Consider the following 12,336-nt stretch of genomic DNA (forward strand, 5'->3'; position numbering starts at 1 on the left):
GTTTTATGCCTTCTTTTTAGTGTCCATTTTTAGGGAACCCTTCTTCTTAATGTGTCCACATCTATGGGTACATTATACTTAATGCCCTGTTCTATCCCCTGTTCTATCCCCTGTTCTATTCCTTCCTCCTTAATCAACCTGTCCCTTTCTTCCATCTTCATATAGGTCACTCCCATCTGCTCATTTGATTTGATTCCTTTAATCTTCTCATGCAGATACTTTAACCGCTCATCGCACCCATCAGGAACCCTTTCCTCCGTACTGTGTTCTACGTATCGCAGAAAATCAATGAGTGTCTGTTCCACCTCATCGTTATTTGTTCCTTTTGTATTGAGAATCACTTTTTTACATTCATCTCCCAAGACGAGTCCCTCCACTTCACAGCATCGGTTTTCGAAGGTATATCTGTATCTGCCAAGCCCATAGAGATCAAATCCACAAATCACGATAATATACGTCGGGTTCAAACTATCGAATCCTTTTTCGCCACTCTCCAAGAGGGGCGCATCCAGCAGCGCCTGATAGAACCTGGTGCGTTTTGGAATATTACCCTCATTGCGCTTCTGCATCTCAACATCAAAAATCCTGCCTTCTTCGTCCTCAACATAGAAATCCATCCTAATCCCCCGCTTTCCCGGCAGATTATGTACGACCTTCTGCCCTTCTTTCCAGCGTATACTCCGGATACGGAATCCCAAAGACAATTCCAGTATAATCTTGCACAATTCCAGATCCAGCGTGGCGATATCAAACAAAAAATCGTCCATAAGATTCAATCTCTGCAGCGGCGCCAAAATCGAGCTGTTTTTCTGTATCTGCTTATTCAGTTTTTTCTTTTCCTGCATGTATCTTAGTTCTCCTTAATTATAGTATTTTTCATGTTTCTTTGCAATCATAAGCAAACTGATATTATACGCCCAATAGGCACCATCCCCCTCTTTGTTCTGTTCTCTGACATTGTGCTGAATGTTCCGGCGGATCGCCGGATAGAAAATAAGAAGTGACCACTTCTATGATATCTATGAGCAAAATATACCATGTCTTATTTCAGATAGCAAATGAATTTTTTATAAATCCGACAATAAATAGACAAAATCTGGCCTGCAAAACAGTAAGGTATTTAGATTGTCTTATACTAGGGCAGGAAAAGACAGAGGCAGCAGGAACCAGACACAACTGTGCCCGCTTTCTGCTGCCTCTGCCTTTCCTTGATTTCGTGGCGTCCCCCACGAATTAATTCTCTAAGAGTTTCCTTGCCTTCCATTTCCCACTTCTAATCCGCAGGAATGAAAAGATCGATCCGATTCCCCACCCGATAGGTATTGACCACCAGATGGCGCTTGACCCGATAAAATAAGCCAGCAGGTAAGCAATCACGACTCTTGAAACCAGATTTGATATGGAACTCAGCATAAATGCCCCCATATCCCCAGCCCCACGGAGCAGACCATTTCCTACAAACATAAAGCCCATCAGCACATAAAATACAGAAACTGTCTTCATATATTTCAGCCCGTATCCCATAGCAGTACCTGCAGAGCCGGCATTCAAAAAGAGCCCCAGGAGATGCGGTCCAAACAAAAAGATCACGCTGGTGATTATGATAGAGAAAATCAGTACCATCAGCAGACACGCCTTATACCCCTGTGTTACCCGTTTTTCCTTGCCTGCCCCAATATTCTGCGCCGTATAGCTCGACATTGCATTGGAAAAGTTCATATTGGGCATCATGGCCAGAGTATCGATCTTAGTAGCCGCTGTATATCCTGCAACAAATACCTTGCCGTAAGAGTTTACAAGCCCCTGCATAAACATCATGCTAACGGATACAATGGACTGCTGAATCATAGAAGGCACCCCTACTTTTGCGATCCTTTTCACTGCAGACATCTCAAACAGCCCCGGCTTCTCCCCAATGAATTCGGGTTCATTTTCCATCTTCTTCATCCTGCGCATCAAAACGAAAAAGGAAAACACCGCGCACATCCCCTGGGCAATCAGTGTGGCCCACGCCACTCCCGCCACACCCATATGAAAACGGATAACAAAAAGCAGATCCAATACGATATTGGTCAGTGCTGAAACAATCAAAAACTTAAGGGGAGTCTGGCTGTCCCCCAGTGCGTTATAAATACCATTCAAAGAATTATACAAAAACAGGAAAATAGCGCCCCCAAAATAAATCCGCAGGTATGTAAGTGAATCTGCAAAAATATCCTTATTCGTACCCAAAAGCCCTAGCAGAGGAGAAGAAAAGATTTCTCCCAGCGCCATGATAAACAGCCCAACCACACCCAGCGTAATCAAAGCCGTATAGATCGTTGTCTTCATCTCTTTAATCTGCCCGGCTCCGAATAACTGCGAGATGACAACCGTGCACCCCATAGAAAGCCCCGCCGCAACTGCAATAGAAAGAAATACGACGGGAAAGGACGACCCGACCGCTGCCAGCGCATCCTCGCCAACGAACTTTCCCACCACCATAGAGTCTACCATATTATATAGCTGCTGGAACAGATTCCCCAGCACCATCGGCAGCGCAAAGAAAAACAGCAGCTTCAGCGGCCTGCCGTTTGTAAGATTCTTAACCATTATTCTTCCCCCCATTCTCCTTTTTGTACCCCACTACATTTTGGGAGATACGTTTAATAAATTCCTGATTCATCTTCCGCTCTTCGTCCGTAAACCCTCTATAACAGATATCATCCCAGGCCTCATAAATATCACAGATGGTCTCATAAACCTTCAGCCCATTTTCAGTCAGCGAAACAATCTTCTGACGTCTGTTCTTTTCATTAATCACCCGATGTACCAGCCCTTTTTCTTCCAAGAGAAACATCGTGCGGGCAATCCTGCTTTTATCAATGTCAAGATCCTCAGCCAATTCTTCCTGGCTGCAAAACTTATCCTTCAAAAGCCGTATCAGGCGCCCCTCCAGCGGGGTAAGTCCAAACTCCTCCAATTCACTTCGAATATATGCCAACTCACACCGCCTGATAATACTGACGTAATAATTCTTCATGCTTCCTCCCAAAATCGCCTTTGTTTCCCGTACAACTGTTGTCTAATACAACTGTTGTACAACACAACAATTATACCCTCACTCCCACCAAAAGTCAAGGAGATTGTGAACTTGTGCGGCAGATGCGAGGCCGCTAAGTGTGAGGGAAGGATGGAGGCCGCTAAGTGTGAGGGAAGGATGGAGGCCGCAGGGGAGGGGCAGGCGATTTTCTGGATCCTGTCCGTTTGCGGAGAACCCGTAAGAGAAAAAACAGGAAATAGGGAGGGTACTTGCCGCAGTTGGCCCGAATGCCGATGCATTCGCGCCGCCAACGGCAACAGAATTTGTTTTGGTAAAACAAATTCTGCCCTCCCTATTTCCTGTTTTTTCTCCAACGGGTTCTACCGCGCGCTCTCTCAGAAATCGCCTCCCCCTCCCCTGCGGCCTCCATCCTTCCCTCACACTTAGCTAGGTGCATCCGCCCCCACCGTCGGCGCCTCCCCATTCCAGACAAGCGTCCCCATACCAGCCACTCCTCCCGCTTACAACAAAGCCTCCCCTATGGTACCTGAAGGCATTTGTATGTTGAAATTTTTTGTGATTGTCGCCCCAATTACCGCAAAGGTATCTGCCTCGGGCAGTTCTCCCCCGCTTTCCATGGATTTGGAATAGGCCAGAAACGGTACTTTTTCTCTTGTGTGGTCTGTCCCTGTATAAGTGGGATCGTTTCCATGGTCGGCTGTTATGATCAGTAGATCGTCTTCTCTCAGTCTATCCAGCAGGATTCCCAGTTTTTCATCGAACCGTTCCAGTTCCCGGGCATAACCCTGGGGATCTCTCCGGTGGCCCCATAAGGCGTCAAAGTCAACCAGATTAACGAAACATAAACCTTTGAAGTCTTCGTGCTCCGCCACTTCAATGGTCTGCTCCATTCCGTGTACGGAGCTTTTGGATTTCAGTGCCTTTGTAATACCCTGGCCCGCAAAAATGTCGTTGATTTTACCGATTGATATGACATCCAGGCCATTTTCTTTCAGCGCATCCAGCGCAGTCTTCCCGAATGGCTTTACTGCATAGTCATGACGGTTGCTTGTTCTTTTGAATTCTCCCTTCTTTTTCCCCACATAAGGTCTTGCTATGACGCGCCCGACTTTCCACTCGTCCCTCATGGTCAGCTCCCTGGCTATCTCACAGCAGCGGTACAGCTCCTGCAGGTCAAAGGTTTCTTCATTGCCGCAGATCTGAAGCACAGAGTCTGCGGATGTGTAGACGATCATATGGCCGGTCGCAATCTCTTCTTCTCCAAGTTCGTCCAGAATCACCGTGCCGCTCTCACTCCGGTTTCCGATGACCTTGTGACCGGTACGTTTCTCAAGTTCTTCAATCAGCTCTTTTGGAAAGCCGGTTTCTGTGAATGTAATAAACGGTTTATCTGTCCTGAGTCCCATGATTTCCCAGTGGCCGGTCATGGTGTCTTTACCCCTGCTGCATTCATTCAGCTTTGTATAATATGCCAGCGGATGCTGTACAGGAGGAACCTGTGCAAGAGGATGCAGATTCCCGATCCCCAGCTTTCCAAGATTCGGAATATGAAACTGCTTCACACTCCGGGAAATATGTCCAAGCGTGTCAGCGCCCGCATCCTGATACTCTGCCGCATCATCGGCCGCCCCCACTCCCAATGAATCCACAACAATTACAAAAATTCTCTGATATTTGCTCATCGTAACCTCCTTTTCTGTATCAAATGTCTTCTTTCCTAATACTATACTAGTACATCGTAAAATAATTAACTGCCACATAAGCCGACCTGAATTTCCGATAGTACTGCTCCGCAAGCCTCAGCGTAGCCCACTACGCTTGCGTTTGTGGAGCAGCACTCTCGAAAATCTATCTCAGCTTATGAGTCAGTTACTTGTTTTACGATGTACTAGATTAGCCGGACCGAATCCCACAGGCAGCAATTCTTCCAAGGAATGGATTTCATAATGTTCCGTATCCAGAGCCAGAATAATCTGAAACTGGTCCGGCTGGCAGAATTCCATCATTACCTGCCGGCATACACCGCAGGGAGCGGTCAAATCCGTTACGATTCCATTCATTCCTCCCACAATACAGATTGCCTCAAACTTTCTTATCCCCTCACTTACAGCCTTAAAAAATGCCGTCCGCTCCGCACAGCAGCTGGGGGAATACGCTGCATTTTCAACATTACAGCCCTGGTAGATACGGCCGTCTTCCGTCAGAAGGGCCGCTCCTACTCTGAAGCCGGAATAGGGGGCATACGCATTCCCCATTGCTTCCATCGCCTGTTCAATCAATCTCTTCACCGGCACCATCCCATTTCACACTCCTTATGGTCTATACGTAAACCTTTTTAATCCGTGTTCCTCACTACTTAACATCTATGATTTAGATGCATTGTACACGCTCTGGTCCTCTTTTATCAATTCTTTCACAGCCTCTACTGCAACGCGGATTGCCGCGTCCGTGTCATGGACAACCGGATTATCCAGTCCCTGCTTTGCCCTCTCCTGGTTTGCCATTACAAGGAATACCGACCCTGCCCTCACCCCCAGATAAGAGGCTGCTATAAACAATGCCGCAGACTCCATCTCCGAAGCCTTGCAGCCCAATTTCACCCATGCATCCCATTTGGCTGTAAGTTCATAGCCCACAGGCTTTGTCTCAGGTGAGTGCTGGCCGTAAAATGAGTCTTTGCACTGTACCACACCTACGTGGTAAGTCTTTTCCAGTCTTTGCGCTGCTCTCACGAGAGCATTCGTCACCCCAAAGTCCGGCACTGCCGGAAATTCTATGGGTGCATATTCTTTACTTGTTCCTTCCATGCGGATTGCCCCGTTTGCAATGACAAGGTCTCCGCTTTTTACATCAATATCCATTCCCCCGCTGGTTCCGATCCTGATAAATGTATCTGCACCGGCCATTACCAATTCTTCTATGGCAATCGCAGCAGACGGTCCTCCGATCCCGGTAGACGTCACACTGACCTTTACGCCGGCCAGTGAACCTGTGTAGGTGATGTATTCTCTATTATCAGCAATCAGTACAGGATTATCCAGGTATCCTGCAATGGAGGCACAGCGTTTCGGGTCACCCGGCATAATCACATACCTTCCCACATCTCCTCTGCCAATCTGAAGGTGATATAATTTTTCTTCATTTTCAGAATAATTGATCATAATTTCAGCCCTTTCCTATCCTTTCCGTTTGTCATAGTTCAGACAAGTCTTAACTGTTACTCCCGTTTTACTATTTTATGAATTCTCCTGCACACTGCATCTATTATTATAATAACAGATACAGTCCCTTCCTGCTTTTTTGGCATCATACAATGCCTGATCCGCATATTTCAGCGCCACCTCAAAACTGTCCAGTTCCTCAAGACTGCCCCTCCATACGCCAATGCTGACAGTCACCCTGCCGTTTTTGGCATCCGCTCTGGGCAGGCCGGCTTTTGCGATCCTTTTCTGCAGTTCTCCGGCAAAATCTCCGGCCTCCTGGGCTTCACAGAACTTAATAGCAAGAAATTCTTCTCCTCCATACCGAACCGCTATCATCCCGTTTTCCTGGGAATAGGTTCTGATCACAGCCCCCATCTGTTTCAGGCATTCATCTCCATTTAAATGGCCGTAAGTATCATTATACTGCTTAAAATAATCGATATCCAGCATTAATAACACTGCATGCATCCGGCTCTTTTGATAGGATTCAAAAAGCCCGCGCACATTTTCGATCAGATACCTGCGGTTATACAGCCCTGTCAGCTGATCCGTGCAGGCCATTCTGTTCAGCATCACATTAGCCTTTTCTATTTCCCTGTACTGCTTTGCAATTGTCTCCCTGTCGCGGTATGTTACCGCCATGCTCTGGTAACTCCGGATCGAGATAAACAATGCCAGGACCGTCGTAAATGAACTGTTAATCAGATCTGCAGTAAAGTGGGGTGATGCGGTAAATGCAAGCATTCCCGTCAACACGCTCCATGAACCCCCGAAGATCAGAATGCTTTCCAGCGGCGGCTGAAGCATCACTGCCGCCAGAGTCGGAACCAGATAGCAATAGATAACAATTCCCATTCCATTTCTCTTATCGAGAAGGGTTATGCCGATAACCCAGGCATATAAAATCACTACGTAGAGCCTTCTGATCCACAGGTATTCCCGATACTTCTTTTTCTTCACAAGAGAGGCATGAACAGGTAGGATACTGACTGTTGAAAGAAAAAGCATCACATACATAAAAAAATACCGGGCTGATTCTGAATCAGCAAAAGGCCCTCCTGCTTTGCATGCTGAAACCAACAGCATGCAGAGCTGAGTGCCTGCTACAATCACGGCAATGTTCCGTTCCGTTTTATACACCTTTTGAGGAAAATATTCACGGAAACCCAGTTTCTGATCCGGTGTCAGTATGGGACCCGGCTTTTTGAAAAATATGCCAGCCTTCATTCAGTATGCCTCCACATGCCATAATTCTTTATACATACCCAATGGCATTTCCCACCTTCGCTGCTATGAAGGATATAGTGATATTTTAACACGAAATACGGTTTTTCTCTACCATAATTACAGGATTTACATTTCTGGACAGACACAGCGTTACTGTGCACATCCGAAGGGTGTGCACAGTAACGAAACAGCCGCCGCTTTTCATCCCCCAGTCAGGAAGTCTGGCTGACAATTTTTTTGCCGATCGGATAAAACCAGCGAAATAAAGGGATAGCCATAAGCTATCCCTTTATTTCACGTCCCTGTCCGCCGCCAAAACTAAACTTTTTAACTAATCTCCGATTTATTTTAAGCGCTCTTTCAGTCTGTCCTCAGCCTTTGTAAATTCACAGTTGAATGCTTCTTCTTCCAGTTTTTCCAGTGTACTTAAGTTGTTCTCATGCTGCTCTTTATCCCACTCTTCTGCAAATGCGCCGCCCTTGATTCCTTCGTACTGTTTCTTCAGAAAATTCCGTATCTCGGTCGTGTCCACTTTTTGAAATCCGGTCAGCTGTCCATACTGACTGGTGTGAGAGTGATAGGGAAGCTGACGGAAAAATCCTACTTCGGCTGCCTTTTCCATCATAACCGCCGGTTCTTTGGAGAGATACATTTCCATCAATACAGCTTCCTCCGGATGCCCCATTTCTACCTGAAGTTTGAATGCCTCCATAAATACGTTGTAAATGATCGGCCAGGTTCCCTGCTCTGCCATGAGATCCAGACAGGTCTCGTCGTCAAACGTTACCTCGATAGCGCCCTTTCTTGTGGCTCCGATTGCTTTACACAGCGCTTTTCCATATTCCAGGGCCATTCCTGACGCGTCCTGATGGACGCCTACAAATGCCGGCGCTCCTTCCCCCTGCTCATACAGTTCGCGCACGCCTTTTCCAATCATTCTCGGAGCTGCCATGACAACATCCAGATCCGCCGCCGGTTTAATCCTGTGGAATGTAATATTGTATGCGGAAGCAAAGTTCACAATATTACCGGCTTCCAGATTCGGAGCAATCTGTTCTTCGTAAATCTCCGGAGCCACCTCATCCGGAAGCAGCAAGAAGATAATGTCCGCCCGCTTCGCCGCCTCATCAATCGGATATACCATAAATCCATCCTCATTTGCCTGATCATAGGACTCGTCATGACGGCTGCCAACGATCACATTCTTTATACCGGAGTCGCGCATGTTGAGCGCCTGGCTCCGTCCCTGGTTTCCATAACCGATGATTGCAATGGTCTTGTCGATCACAAGCCCCAGATCTGCATCTTTGTCATAATAAATATTTGCCATAATTCTCTCTCCTTTATGTATACATTATTCTGCCGCTATGCTGCAGATCTGCCCGCAGGGCATGAGTTACAGGGTACCCTTGGGTATGCTTTATTCTGCAGTTTACAGCGAATCCATCTGCTGGGTATGAATTAAGCGTGCCCAAGGGTACATGTTTTAGACATCAGACATCAGATGTCTGTTCTCTAATGTTAGGGTAACATCACAATCTCTTTTCGTCAACATCATTTTGTATTTTCTGTATATTTCAACAATGTTTACTATACAATTTTATATAATCTGCACAACCCTTTTTTCTGACACACAAAAGTCTTCCTTTAATTTTTCAATAAATTAAAAACAGGCACCATTTCTGATACCTGCTTCCTGTTAATCCGGACTTTCGTCCAGTGAAAGTTCTTTCCATTTGTCCAGCGAATCCGCAACCGCCTGCGTCATGGCCTTTTTGTCCCTGTGCATCAGCGCTTCCAGAATCTTATCATGATTTTCTGTAACGATCTTTGAATAATCCCGGTTGGAGATCATAAGCGACGGTTGGAACATTTCCATAATACTGTTTCCGATGCTGGCTACAAAAGGATTGTGTGTGCTCTTGTAGATCTCCGCGTGGAATAGCATGTCGTTTTCCACTGTCGCCCATCCCTTGTTGAAATCACTTTTTGTTTTCATGTGAATATCTTTTAAACGCTCAATATCTTCCTCATCCGCATTATCAATGGCCAGGAGACTGGCAGATGTTTCGATCATCTTGCGGAATTCCACCAGTGCATCCTTACTCTCCGCTTTACTCATCAGGATCATCTGAAAAATAAGCGGATTCATAACAGAAGCATCCACGCTGCTGCATATGCGGCTTCCGTTCCCCTTACAGATCTCCACAACCCCCAGGGCCTCCAGCATCTTAACAGCCTCACGAATGCTGGATTTGCCGACACCAAAACGTTCAGATAATTCTGCTTCTGAAGGCAGGAAATCGCCGGGCTTTAATTCCCCGCTGATCAGGCCTTCCTTGATCTTTTCCACCACCATTTTTGATAAAGACTGCTTGGGAACCGGGGTCAGCCAGTCTGATTTTTTCTGTTCCATCCTATGTTTCCTCCTCCGGCAATATCAGCTTTGCTCTAGTGTACCGCCGCAATGAGAGACAGCGCACCGGTACATCGTAAAATATGGTTTTAGTTTACCCTTTTCCTGCCCCCGCTGTCAAATCTTATTTCATTATTCAAAGCCCCTGGTCCGCTCTACGACACTTCCCCTTTTCGCCAGAACATGCCTGCTCTGTATGTTGCCGGTTACCGTGTTAAGGTAATTCAAAAGTCCGATGAATGCAAGGATCACGACAATTCCGATTCCCTCCTCCATCATATTTCCCTGGGCTTTTTCTACCGACTCCATCTCCTCTATCTTGGATTCCCAGGAAAAACTCTTTGCATGGGGATCCGCCTGCAGAAGGCCGAGTATTTCCTCCTCTGCAGCCTTACTATATTCTTCTTGGTAACGGACAGCCGCTTTATATACAAATGCATCTGGGATAAACTCCTTTGCCGCTTCATCGCTGATAATGATAGTCGGAGGATAGCCAATCAGCGCGCCCGCATAATACGTTTGATCTGTCAAGCCGGCAATCTCAAATGTCCGGAAATTCTGTACATCGGCATACTCCGCGCAGGTCACTGTTTTCCCCTGCAGGTCAATTGTCTGGAAATCCAGTCCGTCCCTATATAAAATACAGGTTCTGCCGCCTAAAAATTTTGCTTTATCGATCGGAAATTCCAGCGTACGGTTAAGATAGTCAAATTCTTTCTCGTTAATTCCAATCAGGAAGGAGCCAAAATTCTCCGGATGGTTTTTGTACTCCTCAATGTCATTCTCATAAGGAATTGTCATCCACATATCGTAAAATTCCTGCATCCAGACATCTGCAAAATCCGGTTCCCAGGGAACCATAATCTCGGCGCTCAGCGCAGGCATCACCGCTTTTACATTCTGGTTATCCCGGATCTCCCTGATCCCCATAATTGTAATAGTCGCCCCGCTCCATACTCTCCCCCAGGTAAGCGCCCCTCTCCACCTATAAAGTACACCTTCCCCCCTTCCTCAAATCAGTTCTTCTCCTCCAGCGCTTTGATTCCCTGCAGTAACATCCAGCAGATCGGGGTCTCAATTCCCAGTTCTTTTCCCATCCGTACCATACCTCCTGCAAACATATCGATCTCCGTCTTGTGTCCTGCCTCCAGATCCTGAAGCGTAGAAGGCTTATTATCATATGGAATTCTGCAGACCGTTTCGTACTGCTTTCTCATCTGCTCTTCCGTTATAATGATTCCTTTTGCTGCCGCAACTGCCTGAACTTCCTTCATTGCCGCCCAGCGGATTTCATTGGCCGGTTCGCTGCTGCGGAATGCCCCGAAGGGAATCCCCAGCAGTGCACAGGTCAGGTTCTCCCCGACATTGCACATATATTTAAACCAAAGCCCCCACATCATATCTTTTTCTACCTTATATGGGATATCACAGTGTTCCATCAACTCACTGACCGCCTTTACCCGTTCTGTCTGGACAGTATTTTCTGATTCGCCGAAATACACCTTGCCCCAATAAGGGTCAAAGTCAGCCCTGCCATTCTTCATGACAATGGACATTCTCATATATGAATAGAGTACATGATTCCATCCATAGACGGCTGCCACCTTTTCTTCGCTCTCCACACCATTCATAACACAGAGTATCTGCGTCCTGTCACCCACAAAATTTCTGATATCCTCTATGGCCTGCTGCAGCCCCATATCCTTCACTGCCATGATAATCAAATCCGTCTCACGGCCTTCTTCCGGAGTGCAGATTGGGAAATGATAATTCACACCATTCACCGTGACACCCCGATTTTCGAGACGCTCTTTCCGCTTCCCCTGTGCGATTACGCAAAAGTTGTCTTATCCCAGATGCTCCTCAAGTCTTGGCGCAAAAAACACCCCCATGGCTCCAAGTCCGATCAGTGCCACATTCTTTATTTTCATCTAAAATGCCTCCTTTTTCTTGCAATTACCTTCCTTAATACTATATATGCGGTTTTCACGAAAATCAAGCATTTGCAGACCTATGTTCTATATTAGTGCCAAAAGCGTTACTGTTCATGCTCCAGCCAACATCTAAATCGGGAGTTAGTGACGCGCTTTAGTCGCGGTACGGATGGGGACGCTCCATGAAGGGATAGCCGAAAACCTCCCGGAGAACATCCATGTCCTTTCAAAAACGCGGCCGCGGACCTAAGAAATTCTAGGCGGGAAACAGCCCTGAAAATGGAGCACCACTGACACATCACGAGAAATCCGATGATTTCTCGCGCTGGGTCAGCTGATTTTTGGATTCGGAATCCAAAAATCTCTCCATTTTCAGGGCTGTTTCCCACCAAGAATTTCTAAGGCCCGCTTTGAGCGTTTTTGAAAGGACACGGATGTTCTCCGGGAGGCTTTCGGCTATCCCTTCATGGAGCTGGCGCATCCAACCGGCAGGAAAAAGCTGTTTCTAAGGAG

Annotated in this window: 11 protein-coding genes; all 11 read right to left on the reverse strand. The window is 46.7% G+C overall.

Translation table 11 applies throughout. The features are described from left to right. Nucleotides 1-29: 29 nt before the first annotated feature. The 11 genes from GKG43_RS21980 to GKG43_RS22030 all read right to left on the reverse strand — a co-directional run bounded on the left by GKG43_RS21980 (nt 30) and on the right by GKG43_RS22030 (nt 11,721). Nucleotides 30-845: an Rpn family recombination-promoting nuclease/putative transposase gene (locus tag GKG43_RS21980; RefSeq protein ID WP_070102568.1), complete on the reverse strand. Its 816-nt coding sequence runs from the start codon at nt 843-845 to the stop codon at nt 30-32. Between the two features lie 388 nt (nt 846-1,233). Next, nucleotides 1,234-2,592: an MATE family efflux transporter gene (locus GKG43_RS21985; protein WP_055155313.1), complete on the reverse strand. Its 1,359-nt coding sequence runs from the start codon at nt 2,590-2,592 to the stop codon at nt 1,234-1,236. Continuing rightward, nucleotides 2,585-3,022, reverse strand: a complete 438-nt coding sequence (locus tag GKG43_RS21990) for a MarR family winged helix-turn-helix transcriptional regulator (RefSeq protein WP_055155312.1) — start codon at nt 3,020-3,022, stop codon at nt 2,585-2,587. Before GKG43_RS21990 ends, GKG43_RS21985 begins: the two co-directional genes overlap by 8 nt. A gap of 521 nt (nt 3,023-3,543) precedes the next feature. Beyond that, nucleotides 3,544-4,725, reverse strand: coding sequence for a phosphopentomutase (locus GKG43_RS21995; protein ID WP_055155310.1), 1,182 nt, complete (start codon nt 4,723-4,725; stop codon nt 3,544-3,546). A gap of 183 nt (nt 4,726-4,908) precedes the next feature. Further along, entirely contained in the window at nt 4,909-5,340 is a 432-nt protein-coding gene (locus GKG43_RS22000; RefSeq protein WP_050638700.1) for a cytidine deaminase, read from the reverse strand. A 66-nt stretch (nt 5,341-5,406) separates the two neighbouring features. Then, nucleotides 5,407-6,204, reverse strand: a complete 798-nt coding sequence (gene udp / locus GKG43_RS22005) for a uridine phosphorylase (protein WP_050638701.1) — start codon at nt 6,202-6,204, stop codon at nt 5,407-5,409. A gap of 75 nt (nt 6,205-6,279) precedes the next feature. Beyond that, nucleotides 6,280-7,473, reverse strand: a complete 1,194-nt coding sequence (locus tag GKG43_RS22010; protein WP_050638702.1) for a GGDEF domain-containing protein — start codon at nt 7,471-7,473, stop codon at nt 6,280-6,282. A 343-nt stretch (nt 7,474-7,816) separates the two neighbouring features. Then, entirely contained in the window at nt 7,817-8,803 is a 987-nt protein-coding gene (gene ilvC / locus GKG43_RS22015) for a ketol-acid reductoisomerase (protein ID WP_050638703.1), read from the reverse strand. 369 nt (nt 8,804-9,172) lie between these two features. Next, a complete protein-coding gene (locus tag GKG43_RS22020) occupies nt 9,173-9,889 on the reverse strand; it encodes a FadR/GntR family transcriptional regulator (RefSeq protein ID WP_055155309.1) in 717 nt (238 codons plus the stop codon). Nucleotides 9,890-10,021: 132 nt separating this feature from the next. Then, entirely contained in the window at nt 10,022-10,819 is a 798-nt protein-coding gene (locus GKG43_RS22025) for a hypothetical protein (RefSeq protein ID WP_055155308.1), read from the reverse strand. Between the two features lie 86 nt (nt 10,820-10,905). Then, nucleotides 10,906-11,721, reverse strand: a complete 816-nt coding sequence (locus GKG43_RS22030) for a 2-dehydropantoate 2-reductase (RefSeq protein ID WP_330377761.1) — start codon at nt 11,719-11,721, stop codon at nt 10,906-10,908. Nucleotides 11,722-12,336 lie beyond the last annotated feature (615 nt).

It is taken from the genome of Eubacterium sp. BIOML-A2 (assembly GCF_009680135.1).
GTDB classification, from domain to species: Bacteria; Bacillota; Clostridia; order Lachnospirales; family Lachnospiraceae; genus Faecalicatena; species Faecalicatena contortus_B.

What these genes read in the sequence shown, in the direction of transcription:
- GKG43_RS21980 (WP_070102568.1), bottom strand. Translation starts at nt 845, where the DNA reads ATGCAGGAAAAGAAAAAACTGAATAAGCAGATACAGAAAAACAGCTCG.
- GKG43_RS21985 (WP_055155313.1), bottom strand. Translation starts at nt 2,592, where the DNA reads ATGGTTAAGAATCTTACAAACGGCAGGCCGCTGAAGCTGCTGTTTTTC.
- GKG43_RS21990 (WP_055155312.1), bottom strand. Translation starts at nt 3,022, where the DNA reads ATGAAGAATTATTACGTCAGTATTATCAGGCGGTGTGAGTTGGCATAT.
- GKG43_RS21995 (WP_055155310.1), bottom strand. Translation starts at nt 4,725, where the DNA reads ATGAGCAAATATCAGAGAATTTTTGTAATTGTTGTGGATTCATTGGGA.
- GKG43_RS22000 (WP_050638700.1), bottom strand. Translation starts at nt 5,340, where the DNA reads ATGGTGCCGGTGAAGAGATTGATTGAACAGGCGATGGAAGCAATGGGG.
- udp (WP_050638701.1), bottom strand. Translation starts at nt 6,204, where the DNA reads ATGATCAATTATTCTGAAAATGAAGAAAAATTATATCACCTTCAGATT.
- GKG43_RS22010 (WP_050638702.1), bottom strand. Translation starts at nt 7,473, where the DNA reads ATGAAGGCTGGCATATTTTTCAAAAAGCCGGGTCCCATACTGACACCG.
- ilvC (WP_050638703.1), bottom strand. Translation starts at nt 8,803, where the DNA reads ATGGCAAATATTTATTATGACAAAGATGCAGATCTGGGGCTTGTGATC.
- GKG43_RS22020 (WP_055155309.1), bottom strand. Translation starts at nt 9,889, where the DNA reads ATGGAACAGAAAAAATCAGACTGGCTGACCCCGGTTCCCAAGCAGTCT.
- GKG43_RS22025 (WP_055155308.1), bottom strand. Translation starts at nt 10,819, where the DNA reads ATGGGGATCAGGGAGATCCGGGATAACCAGAATGTAAAAGCGGTGATG.